Source organism: Bacillus salipaludis (assembly GCF_030938565.1).
Taxonomy (GTDB): domain Bacteria; phylum Bacillota; class Bacilli; order Bacillales; family Cytobacillaceae; genus Neobacillus; species Neobacillus salipaludis_A.
Genome location: NZ_JAVGVR010000001.1, coordinates 4,973,141 through 4,997,103 on the forward strand (window position 1 = coordinate 4,973,141; position 23,963 = coordinate 4,997,103).

Below are 23,963 nucleotides of genomic sequence, written 5' to 3' on the forward strand. Positions count from 1 at the left end.
TAATATGAATACTCATAACAAAACCTATCATCCTTATGCAAGCCCATTCGACCCTTGTAAGCCGATTACAGTAAAAACTTATTCGACCCCTCCCCATTTATATATGGGATTTCAACCGCCAAATTTACCACAATTTTCACCCATGGAGGCCCTTAGGGCAGGGACATTATGGAAAGATTTTTATGACCCATACTATAACTCTTATGAAAAATCTAAAGGAGGCTTACCTTCATGAAACAGGTTCCTCCTGAATACTATCAATTGATGGAGCAGCTGCAAGCAGTGGATTTTGTTTTAGTAGAGCTCACACTTTACCTTGATACACACAATGACGATCTTGAGGCCATTAACCAATTTAATCACTATGCAAAAGAAAGGAAGCGTTTGAAAAAAGCCTTCGAAAGCCAGTTTGGCCCACTATTGCAATTTGGCAACAGCTACTCCAGTCACCCTTGGAATTGGGATGATACACCTTGGCCTTGGCAGGTTTAGAACAGATAAAGAGAGGGTGATTACATGTGGATTTATGAGAAAAAATTACAATACCCCGTAAGAGTAAGTACCTGTAATCCAACATTAGCAAAGTACTTAATTGAACAATACGGAGGCGCTGATGGGGAATTAGCTGCTGCCTTAAGATACTTAAATCAACGGTATACCATTCCCGATAAAGTAATTGGCCTCTTAACGGATATTGGAACAGAGGAATTTGCCCATCTTGAAATGATTGCCACAATGGTGTATAAATTAACAAAAGATGCCACACCTGAACAATTAAAAGCAGCCGGGCTCGGTGCTCATTATGCGGATCACGACGGGGCATTATTCTACCATAATGCTGCAGGGATACCTTTTACCACTCAATATATCCAAGCAAAAGGAGATCCAATTGCAGATTTGTATGAAGACATTGCTGCAGAAGAAAAAGCCCGGGCTACCTATCAATGGTTAATTAATTTAAGTGATGACCCGGATATTAACGACAGTCTTCGTTTTCTGCGTGAACGGGAAATTGTGCACTCCCAGCGTTTCCGAGAAGCAGTAGAAATCCTTAAAGAAGAACGTGACCGTAAGAAGATTTTCTAATCTAGTAGAAGCAGCCAATAGGCTGCTTCTTATTTTTTCGCATGATAGAGATTAATGTCATAGGTTTTTTTTATGATTTCAAAATCAACATGGCGATTTTTCCATTGTTCTTCCTTTTTCCATAAATCCTTACTTCTATCTACAATTTCACATCGTAAATCATGATATTCTTTCTCGAACTTGTCTTTTTTTTGCTTTAATACATTCATCCACCCATACATTAAGATGGTCATGGCTAATAAAATTAAATTTTTTAAATCGCTCACTGAAACAGAAAACATGGCAAAAAAGGAATAAGAATATTGTTTTCCTATCGTAATATAGAAGTAATACAGATATATAAATGACACGACAAGGGTTGCCATGATCCAATAATTATGCAGTTTTTTTGCATCGTCAAACTTTTTCTTTCTTTTTCGGACATTTTCTAGAATATGTTTCGTGGTTTCATCCGTATATTGTAATTTAAGGATTGGAGTATCCATTCATCCCCCTCCATTTCTCCTTATAACGATATGAACTTGTCCGGTGAATTATGTTTAAAATATTAAAAAACCGATCACTTTTTGTCTGATCGGTTAGTTATTTAAGGGGATTTTTAGAACCTGTCCCGTATAAATTTGATTATTCTGAAGATGATTTGCATCTCGAATGATGTTAATCCCGGACTTAGAATGATAATAGTTCATCGCAATTCTAAATAATGTTTCCTTTGGTTGAACGGTATGATAAACTAATTTACGTTTCTCAGCTGGAGCAGCCGTTTTAAGCTGATCGGTTTTACTTTTTTCCATTTCATTTTGCCCAGTTTGACGCTTGACTGTTTTGTTCTGTTCAGGTTTTTTGGGCTCTTCACTTTTTTCCGGCAGCTGGCTGGATGCTGGTTCCGTTTTATTATCATCACTTTTAGCATTTAAGTCACTGCTATCTTGTTTTACTTCCTTCTTTTCAGACTCAGAAATGTCCGAGCCAGCCTCTTTATCTTGCTGTGACGTTTCCAGTTTGATGGATTCATACCCTGATTGATTCCCTGAGACTTTCTCTGCTCCGGTTATCTTTTTTCCATGATAGTAAGAGATGATGCTGAAACAGGTGATTGGCAGAAGGATAAACAATAAAACCAATAGTCGGATGATCGGATATTTTAATTTCACCTTGGTTTTTTTCGGTTTTTGACGGTGAAGCTGGCCTCTTGGAGGTAACCGTTCACCATTTTCCGGCTTTTCATTTATTTTTTCAATTCGGCGTTTTAATCGCTCAGCCTGATCTCTATATGGTTCCTCTGGATTCATGGTGCGTCCCCTTCCCATTCGTCATACTTCTTTTGTCTAATTTTTATATACATCCCCAATAAAAAATCGATTACGAAATGCATCACAATTGTAACCGCAAAATTATTTGTCCACTCATATATAAATCCAATAAAAAAGCTTAACAATACTATATTAAAAAACAAATACCAATTAAATAGATACCGATAGTGAATCACGGCAAAAATAACACTTGCAAAAATCAATCCAATCTTTGTTTGAATGATCCCTCTGAATAATAATTCCTCACTAAAAGCCACAAGTGCGGCAATCCAGATAATCTGAAGTATATTTTTATTTTTAAATATACGCTCATTGAGCCCGCCATCGTCATAAAAAGAAGATGGCAGCCATTTCATTAAGGTAATATCTACGATTACAACCAGGATTCCGGCAGGCAGGCCTATATTTACAATCCTAATATCATTCAGGCGGAAATAGCGTAAAAAAGAAAAATGATCAAATAATAAAATACCTAAAATAATAGAAATGGTTATTAGAATAATTTGAGTCATATACAGATGGAATAATAATTCTCGATCTGTTAACCCCCTAATTAAATCATTATACTTATTTTTCATTCACTCATCTCACAATTGATTAAAATTTTCTCAAGATATTCTTTCCATTTCTTTGGGTTTTTGTCCTTAGAATCCTTTTTATTAAAGGATTGATAATTAAAAAGATCCATCCCACAACAATCACAACAAAGCTTTACATTGTTTTGAATCGATGTCTCCTCAAAATAGTTTAAAATAAATTCCCTTCTGCAGGTGTCGGTTTCCACCCATTTTTTCATTAAGTAAATATTACTTTTTTTAATTGAACGTCTTTCCATTACATAATCCGAGATGATTTCCTTTAATTCTTCCGGTCCTGTTACTTCCTTGTATTGCTTAATGAAGGTTTGAATGATTCGCCACTGAATTTCTGAAAATCCGCCATTTTCAATAAATTGATGACTCTTATCGGAAAAATCTTGATAAGTATTAAAATCTTGTCTTATTCTGGTGAACAGCCAGTCCAGCTGCTGTTCTGAAGGAAGTTCACCTTCTGCGAGCTGTAACGGAAGCTGTTCATCCCAAGGGGAGTATAAAAATATCGCAACACTTGGTAAACCGTCTCTCCCTGCCCTGCCGATTTCCTGCAGGTACGACTCAAGCTGCATAGGCATATGAAAGTGTATAATAAACCGAATATTTTCTTTATTTACTCCCATTCCAAATGCACTCGTAGCACAGATGACATCTAATTGACCGTAAATAAATTGCTGTTGTATTAAAATTCTCTGCTCGTGATCCAGTCCACCGTGGTAAGCCATCACTTTTGATACACCATTCTCCACCAAATATGACGCCATTTTTTCTGCAGCTTTTTTACTTGAAAAATAAATGATACCTGGTGTTTGCAGTTTTGAAACGAGCTCCAGAACCCGCCGTTGTTTTTCGGGGATATCTGCTAGTTTTTCTACATAATAGGCAATATTAGGGCGATCTACGGTGGACTCAATTATTTCAACCTCTTGAAGATTCAGGGATTGGACGATATCTTCCTTAACCTTCCTGGTAGCAGTAGCAGTGAGGGCAAGCGTAAGGGGGTTTCCTAATCTCTTACGAATATAACCTATTCTTGAGTAATCAGGTCGAAAATCATAGCCCCATTGGGAAATACAATGTGCTTCATCAATAACGAACAGCGAAATCGAAAGTTCTTGAAGTTTACGAATCATAAAATCAATACCGAGCATCTCCGGTGAAATAAAAATATACTTGTATTTCCTTAGGTTTTGCAGAACATTTTTTCTCTCTTCAGAGGAAAGAAAGGAATTTAAAGCTACTACACGTTTTTCACCCATCTGCATTAACTGTTCTACCTGATCCTGCATAAGCGATAAAAGCGGCGAAATAATAATAATTTGTCCGTGTAGGACATATCCTGGGAACTGGTAGCAAAGAGATTTTCCCGTACCAGTAGGAAGAATAGCTAAAGTATCATTGCCGGCTAAAATCGATGAAATAACTTCCTTTTGTCCGTTTTTAAAAGTATCAAACCCAAAATGCTTTTTTAATAATGTTTCTAATTCCATCGCAATTCACCATACTTTGCCAACACAAGGCGAATTTGAAAATAACTTGCCTGAGTCAAACTATTCCTGATTATTTTCAATTGCCTTGTGTGCAATTGAAAAGCAAGATTCATGATTTTATTTTGCAATTCTTTATCTACATATTTTTCGATTGAAAAATCATCTATATTTAAGGCAAATTCCACAAGATGGTCTTCTATTGTACTTTGTTTTAAATGGCGCATCTGTACAATTTCTTCGATGCTATACCCTTTTTTCAATAAGTCCCAAGTTTTTCGTGCAGAGATTGTTAATGAATCATTTTTCCTACGTCCATGAAAAATGGATGATAAAAGTGGATAACGTTCAAAATTGGCCTCTATCGTTTGGATTAAATAATGAATGATATTGATAAATTCAATATGATACTCAGGGTTTTCCATATTTAACATTTTTGCGTTTTGTCCCTCTGTTAAACCAATTTGCCGATAACCAGTTAATCGATATATCAGTACATCGGGATTGACGTCCGGCGTTGTATCAAAGACATCGGTTAATTCTATAAAAAGCAATCTTCCTAAGTCATCTCGAGAATGTTTGAATTTTTTTACAACCTCTTTCAACCATAAATGAGTATCTTTGTTTTTTTGTATAGGAATATACCGGCTTTCTTGATGAACTAAATTGGAAATAACCTGAACAAGTAAAGAAAGTCTTTCCCAAAAAGGATTAGCAAAATGTTGATATTCCCAGCCTTTCAAATAGCGAGGCAAGGGATGATTATTCAAATGAAGTTCACCTGTGGGTGTAAGTAAAAAATGATGGTCGCCACTGGGATTAATCCATCCTGTATCAAGAATCCTTTGAATGATGCTTTCAAAGGATTCTCTTGGGAAAGGTTCAATAATCCGAAAAAAATTTTTAAGTGAATATAGGTGTGCATCTTGGATAGTTTGTGACGATTTTTTTCCATTTAACAGATGGTAAATGGAATAAATTGTCCGTTCCCCATTTAATTGCTTTAGGCAATAAAGAATAATGTTTTCTAAGGATTGCATCCGGCTCCACCACTTTTTTGAATTCATCGACAATTTCAGTCATTTTTCTATTATATTCTACCATGAAATGAACAATCTGGTTTCATGAAAATGTTGAAGAATATTGGGCATGCTAAAACAGCCATTGATTTGTAACCATTTTTCTATTGAAAAGTTACACATACAGTTTTACAATAGGTAAGAGAAATGCTTTTCCATTTATAGTGGAAAAGAGTAATATTAATTTTTGTTATTTTTTGGGAGGTTTTTTTTCATGGCGAAGTACACAATTGTTGACAAAGAGACTTGCATTGCTTGTGGTGCTTGCGGGGCAGCTGCACCAGACATTTATGATTATGATGATGAAGGCATTGCATTTGTAACTCTTGACGATAACGAAGGGATTGTTGAAATTCCGGACGTATTAATCGATGACATGATGGATGCATTTGAAGGCTGTCCAACTGATTCAATCAAGGTTGCTGAAGAGCCATTCGATGGTAATCCAACTAAATTTGAATAAACCAGCTAACATTGGTTAAGCTACTAACCCTCTTTAGAACAGAGAGGGTTTAATGCATAAAAAAAACCCGCTGGTTTGCGGGTTTTTTTTATTCAGGAACAATCAATATTTGTTTTGGTTTAATTAAATCAGATTTAAGCCGATTCAGATTTTTAATTTTTTCAATGGAAAGGTTGCTTTTCTTGGCAATCGAGGTCAAGGTGTCACCTTTCTTAACAATATATTGATTTACATTTATCCGTGATTCACGCAGATAATTCGAGCTTGCGGCTACGATACTGTCCCGACTGCTTGCAATTCCCCCTTGGACGGTTTCCCCTACCTCCGCCTTTCCTAATAGCCTTTCAGGGTCAAAAGCATTTTTTTTATCATAGGTCCAGGCTGATTCATGTGTTTCAAAATGAAGGTGAACACCAGTAGCCTGCCCCGTTCTACCCATTTTCCCAAGCATTTTTCCTTGTTTGACCGCTTGTCCTTCTGTTACAAAACGCTGTAATAAATGAGCATAAACGGTAACAAATTGATTTGGGTGTTTAATAAAAACCACATTTCCATATGTATTAGAGTAGTAGGATTTGACCACTACTCCATCGTCAACAGCTAAAACAGGAGAATTTAATTTTCCTGCTATATCAATCCCTTTATGTTTCCCAAATCTTGTTCCATATGTATCAGAAATAACACCATCTGCTGGCCAAATCCAATCAATTTTTACTTCGTTTGCCTTTAGCATGCTAGCTTCAGTATGCCTTCCCCCTAAAAATAACAAACTGACACAAACCGCCAAAATAGCAGCAATCAAAAACCTTTTAACATAATCCAACATTACTAACTTTCCTCCTTAAATCTGTTCCTCTCCAACACACCATATGTTATTTAGATTCCATTTAGAACCTCCTTGGGAGAGGAATGGTAAAGCATACTTGTTATAATTTGGATTGGTTTATCTTTTTATACATTGAAAAAGATCAACCTATTGGGTTGATCTTTCATACATTAAGGGGTAGATCGGAGATTGGGTGCCAGGGGCACTTTAATTTCTTTTGTTAAATCAAAGTTGCCTACCCGTTTTAATGGCGCATTAAGAATGAAAACGGATTTTATTCCAAACTCTTTTGCCGTTAATAATAAAGCCTCAATCGAATAAATCGTATTCTGTGAATCCTCCATCATTGATTTTTCTTTTAGGGTTAGAAAAAGGGTATTCTTTCTTATTAACATCTTCTTAAATTTTATTGCAGGTAAAATAGAAGCTTTTAATCCCCCTTCAGATTGATCCTTTTTCATTGCCACAAAGGCCGCTTTTAAGGTATTATATTTATCTTGTGACGGAACTAAAAAAGGTTTATCCTGATTTCTGGGAACAAAAAGGAAAAAAGCCCTTTGCCTTTCATTTTCAGCATTAAGTTCTTCCAAATGACCATAATCCCCTAATTCAATGCCGGGTTGACGATTGGTTGAAAACCTTATTCTTTTTACATGACTGTTCGTGGAAATATCCTTTTTTATTGCGTTTACAAAAATAGTTTCATTTGCCCCTTGGCCATATGGATGGTCTTTCGGAACGTCTACATTCACACTATCGCCCTTTGCATTTAAGGATAGCGTTGCATTCATAGGGTAAAAATCACTTAACCCCCATTTTTCCTCTTTTAACTGAACCATATATTCATTGAATAGGCTCATCCATGATTGATTATTCTTTCGATTGACGATCGTGGAAACAGGAATCAAAATCTGACCTTGATGGTCTGGTATCCAATAGGTTAAAACCTTTCTATTTCCAACATCCCCTTCATATGCAGCTGTATTCTGATTCATCCCTCTCATAAGTCCATACTTCTCTGTCCCTGATGAATCTAATGCTTTCGAAGAAGATTCGCCTTTTTTCATCTCTATTGTTTTTTCTTGTTTATCTGATAAAAGTTCCATTTTTTTGTTAGACTTTTCATCTGCTTGATCCATGAAAATCTGATTACTAACAAGAATTTTTGGAATTAAAATTACGATGAGAAGTACTGCAGCTGCTGAAGCTATTGCGGGTAAAATCCAAGCTGGCTTCTTCCGCCTTTTTAAAGAAAGGTTTTGATAAATGTCACGAGGATTGCGATGATCTTTAATTTTAGGCATTTGCCGTAGTAGTTCTTCGAGCTGCTTATCGCTCCACTCTGACTTTTTCACTTTTTAATCCCTCCTTTTCAGAAAGTAAATCCATCTGTTTCTTTAATATCTTTAAGGAACGGTGCTGGGTAGTTTTGACCTTGCTTTCCGTCCAGCCAAGTGTTTCGGCGGTCTCTGCAATTGATAAATCGTGGATATAACGAAGAATAATAACAGCTCTTTGATCTACAGTGCAATATTCCAAACATTTGTATACACTCATAATTTCTTCTTTTTGAACCGTTATTTCCTCTGGAATAGGGTATTCGTCCCTCACTTGACTTGTGGACCAATCAAACTTTTCTAATAAACGGTCCTTCCAACCTTTTTGCTTACGGAAAAAGTCGATGGCAACATTTCTGGCAATTGAATATAGCCATGTCTTTTCACTGCTTTTCCCCTCAAAATGGCTATAAGATTTATATACGCGAATATAGACCTCTTGGACAAGATCCTCGGCATGTTCTTTATTTCTAACCATATAAAATAGAAATTGAAATACGTCATGATGATATTTATGATATAACTCATCGAAAACGGAGTCCATCTATTCCCCTCCCCGTTCAAAAGATTAGTCGACATTTATGTATAAAAAGTTTCAACTTTATTAGAAAAGCATAAGCGCCTTGGTAAGCCCCGACAAGTGCTGGAGGCCCTGACGGTGAAGTCGCTCTTTGACTTCATCGGCAGGGCTGAAGCATCCTATAGGGGCTAGGCGCTGGAGCTGGACAATTCTCAAAGTCCAAAATATTTTTCTATTCCTCTAAATATAGACTTTTTTCCGTTAAAAAGGAAGGAATTTCTTAGAGGTGATTTCGGTTGATTTGCGCTCCAATCTTTATAGGTAAGAAATTAACAACATTGCCTAAAACAAAAAACTCATCCATTTTTGATTGGATGAGTTGAAATGTTTCTTGTGTATCAAGAACAATCGTCAAAATATTCACTCTTTTCCCTGTTTTCGAGGAAGAAAGAAGGAAAATGTCGTTCCTTGACCGATTTTACTATGAACGGAAATATGTCCGCGATGGGCTTCAATAATATTCTTGGCAATAGCAAGTCCTAAACCAGTCCCAGACCTTCCCCGAGTACGGGCTTTATCTGCCTTATAAAAACGTTCAAATACAAACGGTAAATCTTCCTCAGGAATACCAGAACCTGAATCAGCAACTTCCATGACAATTCTATTATTCTCCTCGGAAACTTTTAATGTCACTCTTCCATCCTTTGGGGTATGCCTAATGGCATTATCAATCAGATTGGTCAACACCTGTTCAATGCGATCTGGGTCGAAAGAAATTGGACTGACTATATTCCCGATATATGAACTTAATAAGATTTCATGCTCTTTGGCAAGACCTTGGAATTTATGAATAATCCTATTTATAAAGGAAGAAAGATTAACTTCCTCCACCGTTAATTGAATATGTCCCGCTTCCATCCTTGCCAAATCAAGAAGTTCATTCACAAGGCGTCCCATTCTTAATGATTCGTCATAGATTACTTTTGCCATCTCTTTTTTCTCTTCCTGTGTTTCCGCAATATCATCGACAATTGCTTCACTATATCCTTGCAGCATCGAAATAGGTGTTCTTAGTTCATGTGATACATTGGCAATAAAATCTCTTCGCATTTTTTCAAGCAGCCGTTCTTCCGTCATATCACGTAAAACCGCGACAGCCCCCCGTATAAACCGGTTGCTGTAAAGCGGACTCACTAAAATGACCCAATGACGCCCCTGAAGAGAAATTTCACCAATTTTCTCTTTTTCGGTATCAACAGCTTGTTGGAATAGTTCCATGACTTTCGATGGAATTGCCTCTGAATGGGACGATAGGCCTTTTTCATAGTACCAATATTGAAGAAACCGATCTGCAGGTGGATTAGTAATTAAGATGGTACCATCACGATTAAAGGTAATAACCCCGTCTGCCATACTGCTCAGGATGCTTGCAAGCTGTTCTTTTTCTTGGTTAAGTGCATTCATGTTGAATTTTAATTGTCTTCCCATCTGATTAAAAGCCGTTGCTAACTCACCAATTTCATCATGGGTGAGTATTGGAACCTTTGTATCAAACTTCCCTCTCGCCACTTCAAATGCCGCCTCTCGCATCTTTCGTAGTGGCGCTGTAATTCGCGTTGATAAAAAGAAGGCAAATATAGTAGTTAAGATAATAGCAACTCCAGCGACAAGTAAAATAAATCGTGTTGTCGAATGGGTTGTTTCCTGCATGTCCTTTAAGGACTGATAGATGAAAACTGCGCCCATTTTTCCATTTGGTAAATGAAGCGGCACTCCAATAATAGAATAGCTTGCTTCTTGATTACCGTCACTTTGGTCTACTGCAAAATCCGAAACCTTTTCTACCGTTTTATTTTCTTTAAAAACCTTTGCCAATTCAGTGTCTTTTTTAATATCTGAAATGGTCAATTTCGTTGCTTTTTTTGTATTTGGTGAGTAGTAAATCTCATCGTCATTTTTAACAATGACTACTTTTGTAACGTCATCGATTATTTCCCATGATATCTCCAATGCAAGCGAAAATTGATCATTCGGATGCTCTTCCAACACACGGGCAATTTTTTCTGCAGAATGAGTTAATTTATCTTTTGTTTCAAGAATGTTTTGGTTTTGAAAAAATTCGAGGAGCATCACTGTTAGAATAAACAGTACAACTGATACCAGTAATAGAATGGTAATCCATAGTTTACCTACTACACTTCGTAGAAAGGTCATCCATTTACAACCTCAAATTTATATCCGACACCCCAAACGGTTACAATCATTCTGGCAGCCTGTTCAGATACTTTGTTTAATTTCTCTCGAAGACGTTTTACGTGGGTATCTACCGTCCTCAAATCTCCAAAAAATTCATAATGCCATACTTCTTTTAATAATTGTTCTCGGTCAAAAACTTTATCGGGAGCTTTTGCCAGGAAATATAGCAATTCATACTCTTTTGGTGTTAAACTTACTTCTTTTCCCTCTGCAGTAACTCTATGTGCATCATTATCAATTGTTAAAAATGGAAATACGATAACGTCTTTTGTCGTCGTTTCAGTTTGTAAAAAACTTGTTTGAGACGATCTTCTCAATAAAGCTTTTACACGCAGGACAACTTCCCTAGGGCTAAAAGGTTTTACAATATAGTCATCTGTACCAACCTCAAAGCCTTGCACTCGATTGATCTCTTCACCTTTCGCCGTTAACATAATGATAGGGGTCGCTTTCTTTTCCCGCAGTTCACGGCAGACCTCGATACCATCCTTACCAGGCATCATAAGGTCCAAAAGAATTAAGTCATAATCATTCTCTATCGCTTTAGATAAAGCTTCTTCTCCATCTTCAGCTTCGTCAATCATATAATTTTCACGCTCTAAATACATTTTTAAAAGTCGGCGAATTCTTTCCTCATCATCTACAACTAAGATTTTTACGTCTTTTTCCATTAAATAATCCCCCCATGTTGTTATTTTACAAAATGAGTTTATTTTTTGCTATATTTTCAAAAGAAATGCTTTCCTAAAAGTGTCAAAATTATGACAGGGTATAATAATTATTATTAAAAATAGCCTTCACTAACCAATTGTGAAGGCTATAAGATTAAATCTATTCTTATCTATTATCCAGCATATGAATGAAGACCAGCAATGACTAAGTTAACCGCAACTAGATTAAACATGATAATTACAAAGCCGATGACTGCAAGCCATGCTGATTTTTCACCATGCCAGCCTTTTGACAGACGGAGATGTAAAAAGGCGGCATAGAACAACCAGGTAATTAGAGCCCATACTTCCTTAGGGTCCCAGCCCCAGAATCTTGTCCATGCAACCTGCGCCCAAATCATTGCAAAGATGAGAGCACCAAGTGTAAATACAGGAAAACCGATTATTACAGACCGATAACTAATTTCGTCAACAAAATCGAGTTTAATATTTCTTACAAACGGCTGAAGAGCTGCGGCAATTCGTTTTCGAAGCACTAAGCGAATGATACCGTAAAGAATCAGTCCTCCAACAAAGGACCACATGACCGTGTTCATTTTTTTAGCATTGATCATTGCCGGCATTTCCACAACCGGTTCAAAACCACCCTTTGTTACTAATTCTCCTTTATGAGGCCCAATAACAGCGGGCATTGTGTATTCAACTTGCACTTGATTTTTATTTTTATCAACCCAGTTGAATTTCTCATGATAACCGATTCCGGAAAAAATGGAAGAAACTAAAACAAATCCCAATGTGGTAACAAGACCAAACATGACAATTTCAAGCCAAAAGGTTTGTTTACTAGATTTCGATTGATTAACCGCCTTTACAAGATAGATTAAACCTGCCGCAAAGCTAATGGCTAATATCGCTTCACCAATTGCAGCAGTGGTCACATGGATATAGAGCCAATAACTTTGCAATGCTGGTATTAATGGCGTTATATCACGCGGAAACATACTTGCGTAAGCAATGACTAGAATAGCTACGGGCATGGTAAACAATCCAAGAAGGACGGCTCGATAAATAAAATAGATAACAATAAATGCCCCGACAAGAGCCATACCAAAAAAGGTTGTAAACTCAAACATATTACTTACTGGTGCATGTCCAGAAGCAATCCATCTTAGAATAAAGTAACCCAATTGAGAGATGAAACCAATAATCGTTAAAAATACAGCAATTTTCCCCCACTTGTTGGTTCCTTTTTTCTCATCTATATTTTTTTTCGCTTTAATCGCTCCTCCATAAAATAAGGTAGCAATTAAGTAAAGAATAAAAGCAATAAACAGCAAATTACTACTAAGTGATACCAACTATGCTTCCTCCTTCTCCGTCCTATCTTTTTGCAGCTGATCCTCAGGCATGGTAAAATGCGTATCCGCTAAAACCGTTTCCATTTCTCGTTTCAGACCGTACCAGTTTTTATTTGTATGGGCTGCAACCCATACCTCGCCATTTTTATGTTGAATCCAGATTCTACGATGATTCCAATAAGCGCCTTGGACAACCCCAATCATAAAAACAATACCGCCCAAGATGATGGCCCAAATCGTTAAATCCTTTCTAACTGTTAAACCAGAAACATTTTTTGTCTCGATGCCTCTAAATGTCATTTTATACTTATTATTACCAAAAGGCTCAATATTTTGTCGGATTGCAACAAAACTCGTTTCCCCTTTTGGTTTATCTGGTGTAATCATTCGAAATACAAATGCAGGATTGTTGGGTACTCTCGATTTTGTAGTAGGTTCTCCGCCTTTTTCAAACTCAAAATCGGGAAAATAGCTTAGAACTTTCACAGAATACCCATTACCAAGATCATAAACAGGCTTAGGATTATAAAGATTGATTTTTAAATCCCCATAGGATTTTCCAGTCGTTTTATTCGTCAACGCAAAAGACATAGACTGCAGTTCATCAAGCTTGTAATCGACTTGATAGACTGAATACCCGTTAAAGGATAATGGATCGTTAACACGAATACCATAGTCTTTAACCTTTTTTAGCTTCGGCTTTTCACCAGGAATGTTTTCGCCGACTCTTTCGTAGAGAACAACATTAGATTGATAATTTTTAGCCACTTGGTTGACTCTATTAAGAGCCTGATCAAATTTTTTGTCTTTGTCCTTATCATATAGCTGTAAGATAAATCTTTCATTCTTCAGGTAGTATTTACCATTAGTTTCAGGAATAACAGCAGTTTCTCCTTCACGAATCCACAAGGATTTATCAATATACATTCCAGGAACAAAACGAAGCATTGCACCAATTAAAAAAATGATCAAACCTACATGGTTTACATATGGGCCCCAGCGGGAAAAACGACCCTTTTCCGCTAACAAATCCCCATTTTCTTCACGAACATGATAGCGCTTCGCCTTTAAATGTTCTTTTACCTTTGTGAAATCATCTGTATTAATGGATGGATTGACTCCGAAAACACGCTGACGTTTTAAAAAACCTTCATGTCTTGTAACATTTTGAGCTTTTAAAGCTTTATATAAAGGCACAACCCTGTCAAGACTGCAAATAACCAAGGAAATTCCAATCATCGCAATCAATAATAAATACCACCATGAACCATATAAATCATTAAAGCCAAGCTGGTAATATAATTTCCCCAACCAGCCATATTCCTTCTGATAATACTCGTCTGCAGGCATTATTTGCGGTATATATTCTTCCTGTGGAAAAATCGTCCCTACTGCAGAGGCTATTAAGGTTATGACAATTAGCCACACCCCAACCTTTACAGAAGAGAAAAAATTCCATATTTTATCAATAATGGTTTTATTATAGGTTTGTGAACGTCGTGCACTTCCCTCATAGCGCATGTCAACTAATTGTTTTTCTTTCTCCTGTTCATCCAATACCTTTCCACACGCTTCACATAGCACGGTTCCATGGGGATTCACATGTCCACATTCACATTTTGCATCTTTCATGATAAAAACTCCCAACAACCTTAAGGTTTAATTTTCTCCATAAATTCCCTTACCCTGTCTTCCGTTAATTGACCAGTAAAATATTTTACTACATTGCCATTTTTATCAATTAAAAATGTCGCTGGAAGCGGATCAATACCGTAGACATTCATCACTTGTTTATCCTTATCAATGACAATTGGGAAATCAAGACTATATCGGTCCACAAATTGGTTAACGGCAATATTTGACTCGTTAATATCAACCGCGAGAACCTGCACACCTTTATCCTTAAATTGCTGGTATTGATTATTTATGTAAGGCATTTCTTTTTCACAGGGTTTGCACCAAGTTCCCCAGAAATTTAGAAATACTCCCTGTCCTTTATAATCGGATAAACGATGCTTTTTCCCCTGCATATCGGTTAAAACAAAATCCGGTGCCGGTTTTCCGATTGCTACTTTTTGCTGATCATCCTTAGTTAAATTTTGATATAGCGTATAAGCAACAGCTAACCCAAGTACAAGCAATATAATCGTTCTCATCACTAAACGCCGTTTTTTCATTTATACCCCTCCAGAAAACCCCTTTTAACACAGTTTGTCTAAATTATACCATTTTCCAACACCGCCATATTATTAACAAAAACGGGCAATTGTGAAACTTCTATGAATTTTTTTTGGTAGATTCCATCGCAAGTGCTCTTAACTGCTTAACTTCATGCGGAGTTAATTCTCTTGCATCACCAGCACTTAGTCCATTTAATGTTAGAAAGCCATAACGTTCACGCTTCAATTTTATTACCTCATGGCCAATGGCTTCGAACATTCTTTTAACTTGGCGATTTCTGCCTTCATGGATAATAATTTCAACAATGGCTGTTTGTTTCTTTTTATCCAATGAGAGCATTTTTACCTTTGCAGGTGCGGTTTTTCCATCCTCAAGCCGAATGCCTTTTTCCAATTTTCTTAAACTTTCTTTTTGTGGAATCCCTTTTACTTTTGCAACATATACTTTTTCAATTTCATTCCTCGGATGCATCAATAAATTAGCAAATTCCCCATCATTCGTCATTAGCAAAAGACCAGATGTATCATAATCTAACCGCCCGACAGGATAAATTCTTTCTTTAAATTCTGAAAAGAAGTCGGTAACCACTTTCCTTCCTTTATCATCACTTACGCTTGAGATTACTCCGCGCGGTTTGTACAATAGAAAATAAACTGGTTCTTCTCTTTCAATCGGTATTTCATTAACTTCTACTTTATCGTTTGCTGAGACCTTTAAACCAAGCTCGGTAACAATTTTCCCATTTACCTTCACTTTTCCTTCTTTGATTAATTCTTCCGATTTCCTTCTTGATGCGATGCCTGCTGCGGCCATTACTTTTTGCAATCGTTCCATTTTATATTTCACCTCGGGGATTTTTCTTTTAAACATTGGTTTTGTTAAATTTGTCTGTTGATTTCCGCTCCAGGCGCGAGCGGTTCGCGGGCGTGCCGGGGAGCCTCCTCGTCGCTTCGCTCCTGTGGGGTCTCCCCTGCCCCGTACTCCCGCAGGACAGTGAATTGCTTCCTTGAATCCGCCCACGCACGAAGAAAATGCGATAGCATTTTCGAGGAGTCTTCGCGCCTTCCGCTCCAATCAACTGGGTTAAAAAATCAACATTGTCCTTTAACACAGCCAAAACATTAAATAAGAAAACAATTAGTTTTATTCCATCCTAATGAATTATGACATAACTTCGACATTTTTCAAAGCTAATGATATACCAAAATAAAGAAAGCAAGCTCCTCTCGTAGGAACTTGCTTTCTTTATTTTTATTTTATTCCTATTTTGCTCCAAAAACAAAAGCAACCACAATGATGGCGACAACAATTCCAACTATATCCGCTAATAGACCGACCTTTAAGGCATCCCCCATTTTTTTAATCCCAACCGCACCGAAATAGACGGTTAAAACGTAAAAAGTAGTATCCGTACTTCCTTGCAATACGGATGCCAGTCTGCCAATAAAGGAATCAGGACCGTAAACTTTAATCAAATCACTTGTCATTCCCAGCGCTGCTGTTCCCGAAATGGGTCTGATAAACAATAAGGGAACAATCTCGGCAGGGATTCCGATTGCTTCCATCGCCGGTCGAATCCATTTCATTAAGGCATCCAGTGCACCTGATGCCCGGAATACCGTAATGGCAACGAGCATCCCTACGAGGAAAGGAATAATTGAAACAGCAATTTTGATTCCTTCCTTTCCCCCTTCTACAAAGCTTTCATAGGTAGGAACCTGTTTGAATGTTGCATAGAGTAAAATAAAACCTATTAAAATAGGAATAAAACCAAGAGAGATACCAGAGATCAGCTCCATGTTCTTTTCATCCTTTTCGGCTTCTTCGATAATAAAAATAACGGTCAATCAGGATTGCACCTAATGCTGATAGAATAGTGGCAATTAATGTTGGAACAACTATTTCCGTAGGGGATGCTGAGTTGTAGGTCATTCTGATGGCAATAACTGTGGTGGGTATAATCGTGATACTTGCTGTATTTATTGCTAAAAAGGTAACCATAGACCTGCTGGCTGAATTCTTGCCGCCATTTAACTTCTTTAGCTCCTCCATTGCTTTAATTCCAAGGGGAGTAGCCGCATTGCCCAGTCCAAACATATTGGAAATCATATTGGACAATATATATCCCATCGCCGGGTGATTAACTGGAACCTCGGGAAACAAGCGTTTTACCAACGGCCGGAATAATTTAGAAAGCTTCTCTAGAAGTCCTGCTTCCTGTGCAATCCGCATCATTCCGAGCCAAAACACGAGGATACTAATTAGACCAATACAAAGAGTTACAGCATCTTGCGCACCTGAAAAGATCGCCTTATTTACATCTTCCATTTTCCCGTTGATCAAAGCAAACACAATACCAATGATGGTCATACCAACCCATATATAATTAACCATTAGTTTTCACACCAATAATCGAGAGAAAGATTTCTTTCACAAATTCGAATAAACCATCCTTATTAACCTTGATACCCTTATAATAGATTGGTACTTCTTTGACAACCTTGCCATCCAAAAAAACCATCGCTTTACCAACCTTCCTGGTTTTCTTCGAATCTCCCCATTTTTTAGATGGCTTGTTCAATTTATATTTAACACTAAATAAATCCATTTCTTCACTTGTAGCTGGATAGACAACTGAATTTTTTATATACAAATGGTTCTTGTAGATTTTATTAGTAGAAATATCAAGCTTGCCTTTAGAGATAACCTCTGCCATATCAAAGCCTTTAAAACCACTCTCATACATGGCGATATGATCGTTCCAGTCATTTGAGTCATTCAATGTTACTGCAATGAGGTCCATATCTCCTTTTGTTGCGGATGTAACCAGCGTTCTTTTCGCGAGCTTTGTATACCCGGTTTTTCCTCCTGTGCAATATTTGTATTTTGTTAACAAACGATTTTTGTTTTTCCATACGCGGTCCCAGTCTTCTGTTGGATTGGGCGCCCGATGTACCTTTGTACCGGAAATTTCTCTGAACTGTTTATTGTTCATTGCGTATCGCATAAGCAATGCCATATCGTAGGCAGATGAATAATGTTCTGGAGAATTATCGAGTCCATGTGGATTCGAAAAATGGGAATCATACATGCCGATTTCTCTTGCTTTTTCGTTCATTAAGAGTGAAAAGCCTTCAACGCTCCCACCAACATTCTCTGCAATTGCTACAGCTGTGTCATTCCCGGACCTAAGCATTAAACCATAGACTAAATCCTTTAATTTTATTTTTTCGCCCGGTTTTAGGTAAACAGATGATCCTTCTGTCCTTACAGCCTGATCACTTATCTTCACATATTTATCCATTTTTCCTGATTCGATCGCTAGAATCGCCGTCATAATCTTGGTTATACTGGCAATCCTTCTCTTTGTGTGTGCATCCTTTTCATAAAGGACTCGACCCGTTTTTTGTTCCATTAAAACCGCACTGGCAGCACCTACGGAAACGGAAGCATCCACCTTTTGAGGAATGTTAGCAATGAATAGTGTGACCACGAGGGAAAAAATAACTAGCTTCCATATCATTCTCATTAGATTTACCTCGTCCCCTTCTGAATCAAAAATTATATCCCTTGAACTTTGAGAACTGTCCAGCTCCAGCGCCTAGCTCCTCTAGGTTTCCAATCTGCTCCTGCGTCAAAGCAAATTCGAAGAAGTACTGTTCACCTCGTCGCATGCCTGCAAGGATGATTAGCAGTGATGTGGGCATGCCACTGAAGTCAAAGAACGACTTCACTGTCAGGACCTAAAGCACTTGCCTTTGGCTGATCAGGGCGCTTCCGCTTTTCCTTATTTCTTTTACAATTTTATGCAGGACAAGGCTTGTTATGCATTAATGAGAAAAAAAACGAAAGCAATCGCTGGATTAAGCGATTGCTTCTATAAATTAAATTGCTGTCCATTTAATATCTGCCGCTTTTTCGAAGCGCATTCCTACATCATGCCAGTTTACGATGTTCCACCAGTTTTCCACATACTCAGCACGGTTATTTTTATACTGTAGATAATATGCATGCTCCCATACATCAAGAACGAGCAATGGAATGGTATTCCATTGAGTTAAAAGCATGTGTCTTTCAGTTTGCAGTACTTCGAGATGCCTTGCCATCGGGGACCAAACGAGCAAGGTCCAACCTGATCCCTCAACCTGTTTTGCTGCCTCGCTAAAATGTTTCTGGAAGCTTGAAAAACTCCCAAAATAGTTCTCAATCTCATCCTTTAGAGGTCCCTGTGGTGTACCCCCACCATTCGGTCTCATATTCTTCCAAAAAATCGTATGAAGATAATGCCCCGAACCATGAAAGGCAAGTTCTCTTGACCAATGCTTAATTAGAGAAAACTCATTGCTTTCCCGTGCTTTTTTTAGATTTAATTCAGCGTTATTTAAGCCATTCACATATGATAGATGATGCTTTCCATGATGCAGCCTCATAATCTCTTCAGAAATATATGGCTCAAGTGCATTATAGGGGTAGGACAGTTCCGGAAGTGAATGGCCTCCAGGAGCGAGCGACTTCTCTAATAACCAAATATTTCCGACATCTTGTTTTCTTTGAAAATAACTTTCCAGTTCTTCATGAATTGACTCAGCCTTCGACTGTAAACTAAGAAGTTCAGCATCCGATAACTCCCGATTTGTATTCTCGATTAAATCACTAAATTCATCAAGATTCTTCCATAAGTCTGAATCTGCTTCAACCTCTTCCATTTCTAAAAAATCTCTCATTTGCTCATTCCATTGAAAGAGCTCATTTACATATTTTCTAAATTTGCTCACGGTCTCCCTCATTTCAGACAGATCATTTTTAGGATCGAACCAAAGTCTATCTAAATGGTATGTTCCGAAACTCTTAATAATGCAAAAAAAGGCTATTCCTATAAGGAATAACCTTTTCTTTTATTTAGACTGGGCCATTTTTGTACGGTAATCTGTCTCGTAAAATTCCAGTTCTTCTCGAATCCGTTGGAAATCGCCTTCTAAACCTTTAATAAGATTTTGAATGGTTTCCGGGACGGGCTGATAATATTTAATTGAATTTTTTCCTGTATACGCAGACCTGCTGTCCTCATACCATGCATCGTTTTTTGGAGAAAAGAATTCTTCGATGCATTGATGATAAATACGGTACAATGTTTTTTCTGCTGCAGCCTTTTGAAACGGCTCACTTTGAAGGATTAACGCACATGTCTCAATGCTTTCCTCACTGTAAACGAGCAGTTTCCGCATATTTGCAACAATTAATTTAAGGTAATTTCGTTTTTCCTCAGTTTCAGGATTTAATTGTGAAATCGTTGTTTCATTTAAGAAACCTTCCAGTGTCTGGATAGTTTCTTTTAAAAACCCCTTGACATCATTAAGTTGTGATTCTACTAAAGTATTCCCCATATTTACACCCCCGGATTTAGTCCAATCTAATATAATTTTGGCTGCATTATAAAAGCAAGCGGTGATTTTAATTCATAACTTTTGTTTTGTTTAAGGGATTGAAAAATTTCAGGCAGCTTATTAAAATCAATTTCCTGGAAATAGGCTGCAAACTCATGCTTAGAATTAATGTATACACGTTTACGATGGCGCAGTCCTGGATTTTTAATCAAGCAAACAAGGGCAACAATATCCTTGAATTCTACTTCATCAAAAATCGGGTCCTGTAGATAGGGAGTGAATTCATTGAACATTTCATCAAAGTACCTTAGATAGAGAACGTGTAGGGTTTTTTCCTCTCCTTCATCCTCAAAAGTTACTTCACTTCTGTTAAAGAAATCTTCAGAGGTATTTGATTTTTCCTTCTCTAATTCATACCCGCTGCATTGATTAATTAGCACCTTAATCCCACTCCTAAACAATTAGAAATTAATGAAATTTGAAAGCTATTTCTATTTTAACATAAATATTCCTTTATGTTTCCTATTTATTCTATGATTCAAGTGTTTCTTGAAACTTCTCAAAAAACAAATCCGCTTCCTCTTGGACATATTCTTCTTCTGCTTTTTCAGGAAGCTTTGGTAATTCCTTAAGACTCTTTAATCCAAAATAGTCGAGAAATTCCTTCGTCGTTCCATATAATATGGCTCTGCCTGTACCTTCTGCCCGTCCTACTTCTTTTATAAGTGCCTTTGACACAAGTGTATGAAGCGGCCTCTCTGTTTTTACCCCACGAATTTCTTCGATTTCAGCACGGGTTATCGGTTGTTTATAGGCAATAATTGCAAGTGTTTCTAATGCTGCCTGTGATAGCGCGGACGTATTTGGAGAGTCAACCAATTTTTTTAAATATGAGGCATTTTCTTTCTTGGTAGCAAGCTGAAACGTTCCTGCAAGCTGTACAATCGTAACTCCTCTTTGTTCGTTACGCTCATATTCTCGGATCGACTCTTCTATTATTTCACCGGCCTTTAGATCGTCCACCTCTAAAACCTCGGCAATTTGTTTTAATGTCAGTCCTTCATCACCGGCTGCAAACAATAGACTTTCTAAAATACTGCTCCAATTAATGATTTCCAACCACTTCTCTTCCTTCCTTAATTGCCTCTACAAAAATATCACCAAAGTTTTCCTGTTGTTCAACATCAATTTCTTTTCTTTTAATCAGTTCTAAGATAGCCAAAAAAGTTACCACAACATGCTCTTTTTCCGGGTAGGGAAAAAGGTCATTAAAGTTTTTGCGCCCTTTTAAATGCTTTAACTCATCCATGATTTCGGACATTCTTTTTTCAATCGAAATTTCCTGACGTGTAATTTTTGTTGACATTGGACGCTGAAGCTTTTTTCTTCTTAGCAGTTTTTGAAACGCTGCCAGCATATCATATAGCGAAACATTAAGTTCTGCTTTTTCGGGCTGTTTTTCTTTTGCAAAATCCGACAAATCACTAGGCGGCTTAGTATACATGAGGCCGCGTTCTTCTTCCATTGATTTTAAATCATTGGCTGCCTCTTTAAATTTTCGATATTCAATCAACCGTTCAACAAGTTCGTCCCTTGGATCTTCTTCATCATAGTGTGCTTCGATATCCATATCTTCCATTGTCTCTTCATTTTTTGGTAAGAGCATCTTGCTCTTGATTGCCAACAATGTAGCAGCCATTACTAAAAATTCACTTGCTATATCAAGTTTCAGTTCCTTCATTGTATGAATATAGATTAAGTACTGCTCGGTAATTTGGGCAACAGGGATATCATATATATCAATTTCGAGCCGATTTATTAAATGCAGTAATAAATCCAATGGCCCTTCAAACGCATCAATTTTAACCTTGTATGGCATTGTTATTCACCAGTATTCCTGAAAAATTCGTCGGACTTTTTTCGACTATTATAAGTATAGAGGAATCAGTTTCGTTATCCAATAGAAAAATCCCCCTTCTAGATTCGATATTAACCAAAATGTGATGTTTGCCCAAACACTGGACAAATTCTCTACATATGATGTCAATGAACAAAGCAAATAATATTTAGGAGGTATTGAATATGGCTGACGGTTTTGGTGCCGGATTTGCGTTAATCGTAGTTCTATTCATTTTATTAATTATTGTTGGTGCTTCTTGGTGTTGGTAATGAATTAGAATAGCGGAAGCGCCCAGCCTGCCTTTTGGCAGGCTTTTTTATTTTAACCTTTTAATGCTTCTAAAAAGCAAGGATAACCTTAAATATGATAAACTAAAAAGACGAAAAAGGCTAAGGGGGGAAGAAAGGTGTACCCAAAAGAATTTATTGAATATTTGGTCCATTTCCATGGGGACCGTGATTATTTTGAATGCCATGAAATTCTTGAAGAATATTGGAAAAGAAAAGACCCGGGGAATAAAGAATCCATTTGGGTTGGATTTATCCAACTGGCAGTAGCAAATTACCACCATCGAAGGACCAATTTTATTGGAGCAAAACGAACTTTGGAAAAAGCCATTTCTATTTTTAAAAGCCAACCAGAATCAATTACCCAAGCGGGCTTGAAATATTCCCTCTTGATTAAGGAATTGACTGATCGCTTATCAGAGATTGAAAAAAGATCGCCCTATGTTAGCATGCTGCTTCCTATTCAGGATTCCAACTTGTTGAATCAATGTATCCTTCTATGTAAACAAACAGGATTCCACTGGGGGAGACATAGTGATCTTACAAAAGCTTCATTGGTCGATCGGCATAAATTGCGTGATCGATCAAGTGTAATTGCTGAACGAGAACATGCAATTAAATTAAAAAAAGGCAACGATAAAATGTAATCGTTGCCTTTTTTGACAATTAACATATATCACATTTTTCAACAAAAGCTTGAGTTTGTTCATTAGAAGTAATGTTTTTTTCAGGGTACATTTCCTTAAGTGCTTTAACCATTTTTTTACCGACCCCTTGATAACGATGAGAAGGGTTCACTGAAATATGCTGTATCTCTAATTCATTTGAAGCATCAAGATTAATTACCCCAAGAAGACCAATAATATCTTCTTCCTTCCACAAAAACAACTGCCTAAATTCTTCTGTCTCATATTCCTTCATTGTTTGCTGGAGTTTTTTCAAGTCCTTTTCATTTGGCATAAAGGACAATAAACCCATTGCAATTTTTTCGAAAGCTTTTTTATACCGAATTAACATATTGATCCCTCATTATATTAAATAAACCCCGCCATAATGTTCTATCTCTACATAGATTTACTAATTACAATTTATGTATTATATGTCTTAACAGCCCTAGTTGCGCTCTTGTCAATCATACAAAATAAATGCTTATTCATCAATCCCAAAATTTAGGAATGCTTAGGACCAATAAAAACCCAATAAATAATCCCCCATATAATGG

General features: G+C 37.1%; 29 protein-coding genes. 6 read left to right on the plus strand and 23 right to left on the minus strand.

What is annotated here, in order from left to right:
• Positions 1-4 precede the first annotated feature (4 nt).
• From RCG21_RS24685 to cotJC, 3 genes are read left to right on the plus strand one after another with little or no spacing between them, the layout of a single operon-like run.
• Positions 5-235 (plus strand): spore coat associated protein CotJA, encoded by a 231-nt coding sequence (locus RCG21_RS24685; RefSeq protein ID WP_026573319.1) that lies wholly within the window; start codon positions 5-7, stop codon positions 233-235.
• Positions 232-492, plus strand: coding sequence for a spore coat protein CotJB (locus tag RCG21_RS24690; protein ID WP_026573320.1), 261 nt, complete (start codon positions 232-234; stop codon positions 490-492). Before RCG21_RS24685 ends, RCG21_RS24690 begins: the two co-directional genes overlap by 4 nt.
• A 24-nt stretch (positions 493-516) precedes the next feature.
• Entirely contained in the window at positions 517-1,086 is a 570-nt protein-coding gene (gene cotJC, locus RCG21_RS24695) for a spore coat protein CotJC (RefSeq protein WP_026573321.1), read from the plus strand.
• 29 nt (positions 1,087-1,115) lie between these two features.
• Here cotJC and RCG21_RS24700 read toward each other — a convergent pair whose 3' ends face one another.
• The 5 genes from RCG21_RS24700 to RCG21_RS24720 all read right to left on the minus strand — a co-directional run bounded on the left by RCG21_RS24700 (position 1,116) and on the right by RCG21_RS24720 (position 5,519).
• On the minus strand, positions 1,116-1,571 hold the full coding sequence (locus tag RCG21_RS24700) for a YpbF family protein (RefSeq protein ID WP_026573322.1): 456 nt from the start codon (positions 1,569-1,571) through the stop codon (positions 1,116-1,118).
• Positions 1,572-1,664: 93 nt separating this feature from the next.
• A complete protein-coding gene (locus RCG21_RS24705) occupies positions 1,665-2,378 on the minus strand; it encodes a LysM peptidoglycan-binding domain-containing protein (RefSeq protein ID WP_133335843.1) in 714 nt (237 codons plus the stop codon).
• Positions 2,375-2,977 (minus strand): CPBP family intramembrane glutamic endopeptidase, encoded by a 603-nt coding sequence (locus tag RCG21_RS24710; RefSeq protein WP_026573324.1) that lies wholly within the window; start codon positions 2,975-2,977, stop codon positions 2,375-2,377. Before RCG21_RS24710 ends, RCG21_RS24705 begins: the two co-directional genes overlap by 4 nt.
• Positions 2,974-4,482 carry a RecQ family ATP-dependent DNA helicase gene (locus tag RCG21_RS24715; RefSeq protein ID WP_133335841.1) on the minus strand — a complete coding sequence of 503 codons (1,509 nt, stop codon included), beginning with the start codon at positions 4,480-4,482 and terminating at the stop codon, positions 2,974-2,976. Before RCG21_RS24715 ends, RCG21_RS24710 begins: the two co-directional genes overlap by 4 nt.
• Positions 4,473-5,519, minus strand: a complete 1,047-nt coding sequence (locus RCG21_RS24720) for a YpbB family protein (RefSeq protein WP_308913874.1) — start codon at positions 5,517-5,519, stop codon at positions 4,473-4,475. Before RCG21_RS24720 ends, RCG21_RS24715 begins: the two co-directional genes overlap by 10 nt.
• 253 nt (positions 5,520-5,772) lie before the next feature.
• Here RCG21_RS24720 and RCG21_RS24725 point away from each other — a divergent pair, with 253 nt between their 5' ends.
• Positions 5,773-6,021, plus strand: a complete 249-nt coding sequence (locus RCG21_RS24725) for a ferredoxin (RefSeq protein WP_026573327.1) — start codon at positions 5,773-5,775, stop codon at positions 6,019-6,021.
• An 88-nt stretch (positions 6,022-6,109) separates the two neighbouring features.
• Here RCG21_RS24725 and RCG21_RS24730 read toward each other — a convergent pair whose 3' ends face one another.
• The 17 genes from RCG21_RS24730 to RCG21_RS24810 form a co-directional block, all read right to left on the minus strand.
• A complete protein-coding gene (locus RCG21_RS24730; protein WP_133335837.1) occupies positions 6,110-6,847 on the minus strand; it encodes a peptidoglycan DD-metalloendopeptidase family protein in 738 nt (245 codons plus the stop codon).
• 170 nt (positions 6,848-7,017) lie between these two features.
• The gene (locus RCG21_RS24735; protein WP_133335835.1) at positions 7,018-8,202 is read right to left on the minus strand and encodes an RsiX family anti-sigma factor; all 1,185 of its coding nucleotides are present in this window, start codon (positions 8,200-8,202) and stop codon (positions 7,018-7,020) included.
• Positions 8,177-8,728 (minus strand): RNA polymerase sigma factor SigX, encoded by a 552-nt coding sequence (gene sigX / locus RCG21_RS24740; RefSeq protein ID WP_133335833.1) that lies wholly within the window; start codon positions 8,726-8,728, stop codon positions 8,177-8,179. The genes RCG21_RS24735 and sigX overlap by 26 nt, the downstream gene beginning before the upstream one ends.
• Before the next feature lie 396 nt (positions 8,729-9,124).
• Positions 9,125-10,918 carry an ATP-binding protein gene (locus tag RCG21_RS24745; protein ID WP_133335831.1) on the minus strand — a complete coding sequence of 598 codons (1,794 nt, stop codon included), beginning with the start codon at positions 10,916-10,918 and terminating at the stop codon, positions 9,125-9,127.
• Positions 10,915-11,631 (minus strand): response regulator transcription factor, encoded by a 717-nt coding sequence (locus tag RCG21_RS24750; protein ID WP_133335829.1) that lies wholly within the window; start codon positions 11,629-11,631, stop codon positions 10,915-10,917. The genes RCG21_RS24745 and RCG21_RS24750 overlap by 4 nt, the downstream gene beginning before the upstream one ends.
• 173 nt (positions 11,632-11,804) lie before the next feature.
• Positions 11,805-12,989 (minus strand): c-type cytochrome biogenesis protein CcsB, encoded by a 1,185-nt coding sequence (ccsB, locus tag RCG21_RS24755; RefSeq protein ID WP_133335827.1) that lies wholly within the window; start codon positions 12,987-12,989, stop codon positions 11,805-11,807.
• Positions 12,990-14,621: a cytochrome c biogenesis protein ResB gene (gene resB / locus RCG21_RS24760; protein WP_133335825.1), complete on the minus strand. Its 1,632-nt coding sequence runs from the start codon at positions 14,619-14,621 to the stop codon at positions 12,990-12,992.
• Positions 14,622-14,641: 20 nt separating this feature from the next.
• Entirely contained in the window at positions 14,642-15,166 is a 525-nt protein-coding gene (gene resA, locus RCG21_RS24765) for a thiol-disulfide oxidoreductase ResA (RefSeq protein WP_026573336.1), read from the minus strand.
• A gap of 100 nt (positions 15,167-15,266) precedes the next feature.
• Entirely contained in the window at positions 15,267-16,004 is a 738-nt protein-coding gene (gene rluB / locus RCG21_RS24770; protein WP_133335823.1) for a 23S rRNA pseudouridine(2605) synthase RluB, read from the minus strand.
• A gap of 428 nt (positions 16,005-16,432) precedes the next feature.
• A complete protein-coding gene (locus RCG21_RS24775; protein ID WP_026573338.1) occupies positions 16,433-16,969 on the minus strand; it encodes a spore maturation protein in 537 nt (178 codons plus the stop codon).
• A gap of 7 nt (positions 16,970-16,976) precedes the next feature.
• Positions 16,977-17,564: a nucleoside recognition domain-containing protein gene (locus RCG21_RS24780; protein ID WP_133335821.1), complete on the minus strand. Its 588-nt coding sequence runs from the start codon at positions 17,562-17,564 to the stop codon at positions 16,977-16,979.
• Entirely contained in the window at positions 17,557-18,699 is a 1,143-nt protein-coding gene (locus tag RCG21_RS24785) for a D-alanyl-D-alanine carboxypeptidase family protein (protein ID WP_208025373.1), read from the minus strand. The genes RCG21_RS24780 and RCG21_RS24785 overlap by 8 nt, the downstream gene beginning before the upstream one ends.
• Positions 18,700-19,054: 355 nt before the next feature.
• The gene (locus RCG21_RS24790) at positions 19,055-19,945 is read right to left on the minus strand and encodes a superoxide dismutase (RefSeq protein ID WP_133335819.1); all 891 of its coding nucleotides are present in this window, start codon (positions 19,943-19,945) and stop codon (positions 19,055-19,057) included.
• A 120-nt stretch (positions 19,946-20,065) separates the two neighbouring features.
• Complete coding sequence (locus tag RCG21_RS24795) at positions 20,066-20,554, minus strand: YpuI family protein (RefSeq protein ID WP_133335817.1); 489 nt, start codon at positions 20,552-20,554, stop codon at positions 20,066-20,068.
• Between the two features lie 26 nt (positions 20,555-20,580).
• Entirely contained in the window at positions 20,581-20,994 is a 414-nt protein-coding gene (locus tag RCG21_RS24800) for a hypothetical protein (RefSeq protein ID WP_133335815.1), read from the minus strand.
• Positions 20,995-21,085: 91 nt separating this feature from the next.
• The gene (gene scpB / locus RCG21_RS24805; RefSeq protein ID WP_133335813.1) at positions 21,086-21,673 is read right to left on the minus strand and encodes an SMC-Scp complex subunit ScpB; all 588 of its coding nucleotides are present in this window, start codon (positions 21,671-21,673) and stop codon (positions 21,086-21,088) included.
• Positions 21,660-22,433, minus strand: coding sequence for a segregation/condensation protein A (locus tag RCG21_RS24810; RefSeq protein ID WP_133335811.1), 774 nt, complete (start codon positions 22,431-22,433; stop codon positions 21,660-21,662). Before RCG21_RS24810 ends, scpB begins: the two co-directional genes overlap by 14 nt.
• Positions 22,434-22,636: 203 nt before the next feature.
• Here RCG21_RS24810 and RCG21_RS24815 point away from each other — a divergent pair, with 203 nt between their 5' ends.
• Complete coding sequence (locus RCG21_RS24815) at positions 22,637-22,723, plus strand: YjcZ family sporulation protein (protein ID WP_133336197.1); 87 nt, start codon at positions 22,637-22,639, stop codon at positions 22,721-22,723.
• 137 nt (positions 22,724-22,860) lie between these two features.
• Positions 22,861-23,388, plus strand: a complete 528-nt coding sequence (locus RCG21_RS24820; protein WP_133335809.1) for a DUF309 domain-containing protein — start codon at positions 22,861-22,863, stop codon at positions 23,386-23,388.
• Positions 23,389-23,407: 19 nt separating this feature from the next.
• Here the strand turns inward: RCG21_RS24820 and RCG21_RS24825 are convergent, their stop codons facing one another.
• Complete coding sequence (locus RCG21_RS24825; RefSeq protein WP_133335807.1) at positions 23,408-23,758, minus strand: GNAT family N-acetyltransferase; 351 nt, start codon at positions 23,756-23,758, stop codon at positions 23,408-23,410.
• Between the last annotated feature and the right edge of the window lie 205 nt (positions 23,759-23,963).

Bases quoted from the DNA above. Each gene is read 5' to 3' on its own strand.
- RCG21_RS24685 (WP_026573319.1), top strand. From the start codon at position 5: ATGAATACTCATAACAAAACCTATCATCCTTATGCAAGCCCATTCGAC.
- RCG21_RS24690 (WP_026573320.1), top strand. From the start codon at position 232: ATGAAACAGGTTCCTCCTGAATACTATCAATTGATGGAGCAGCTGCAA.
- cotJC (WP_026573321.1), top strand. From the start codon at position 517: ATGTGGATTTATGAGAAAAAATTACAATACCCCGTAAGAGTAAGTACC.
- RCG21_RS24700 (WP_026573322.1), bottom strand. From the start codon at position 1,571: ATGGATACTCCAATCCTTAAATTACAATATACGGATGAAACCACGAAA.
- RCG21_RS24705 (WP_133335843.1), bottom strand. From the start codon at position 2,378: ATGAATCCAGAGGAACCATATAGAGATCAGGCTGAGCGATTAAAACGC.
- RCG21_RS24710 (WP_026573324.1), bottom strand. From the start codon at position 2,977: ATGAAAAATAAGTATAATGATTTAATTAGGGGGTTAACAGATCGAGAA.
- RCG21_RS24715 (WP_133335841.1), bottom strand. From the start codon at position 4,482: ATGGAATTAGAAACATTATTAAAAAAGCATTTTGGGTTTGATACTTTT.
- RCG21_RS24720 (WP_308913874.1), bottom strand. From the start codon at position 5,519: ATGCAATCCTTAGAAAACATTATTCTTTATTGCCTAAAGCAATTAAAT.
- RCG21_RS24725 (WP_026573327.1), top strand. From the start codon at position 5,773: ATGGCGAAGTACACAATTGTTGACAAAGAGACTTGCATTGCTTGTGGT.
- RCG21_RS24730 (WP_133335837.1), bottom strand. From the start codon at position 6,847: ATGTTGGATTATGTTAAAAGGTTTTTGATTGCTGCTATTTTGGCGGTT.
- sigX (WP_133335833.1), bottom strand. From the start codon at position 8,728: ATGGACTCCGTTTTCGATGAGTTATATCATAAATATCATCATGACGTA.
- RCG21_RS24745 (WP_133335831.1), bottom strand. From the start codon at position 10,918: ATGACCTTTCTACGAAGTGTAGTAGGTAAACTATGGATTACCATTCTA.
- RCG21_RS24750 (WP_133335829.1), bottom strand. From the start codon at position 11,631: ATGGAAAAAGACGTAAAAATCTTAGTTGTAGATGATGAGGAAAGAATT.
- resB (WP_133335825.1), bottom strand. From the start codon at position 14,621: ATGAAAGATGCAAAATGTGAATGTGGACATGTGAATCCCCATGGAACC.
- resA (WP_026573336.1), bottom strand. From the start codon at position 15,166: ATGAAAAAACGGCGTTTAGTGATGAGAACGATTATATTGCTTGTACTT.
- rluB (WP_133335823.1), bottom strand. From the start codon at position 16,004: ATGGAACGATTGCAAAAAGTAATGGCCGCAGCAGGCATCGCATCAAGA.
- RCG21_RS24775 (WP_026573338.1), bottom strand. From the start codon at position 16,969: ATGGAGCTGATCTCTGGTATCTCTCTTGGTTTTATTCCTATTTTAATA.
- RCG21_RS24780 (WP_133335821.1), bottom strand. From the start codon at position 17,564: ATGGTTAATTATATATGGGTTGGTATGACCATCATTGGTATTGTGTTT.
- RCG21_RS24785 (WP_208025373.1), bottom strand. From the start codon at position 18,699: ATGAGAATGATATGGAAGCTAGTTATTTTTTCCCTCGTGGTCACACTA.
- RCG21_RS24795 (WP_133335817.1), bottom strand. From the start codon at position 20,554: ATGGGGAATACTTTAGTAGAATCACAACTTAATGATGTCAAGGGGTTT.
- RCG21_RS24810 (WP_133335811.1), bottom strand. From the start codon at position 22,433: ATGCCATACAAGGTTAAAATTGATGCGTTTGAAGGGCCATTGGATTTA.
- RCG21_RS24815 (WP_133336197.1), top strand. From the start codon at position 22,637: ATGGCTGACGGTTTTGGTGCCGGATTTGCGTTAATCGTAGTTCTATTC.
- RCG21_RS24825 (WP_133335807.1), bottom strand. From the start codon at position 23,758: ATGTTAATTCGGTATAAAAAAGCTTTCGAAAAAATTGCAATGGGTTTA.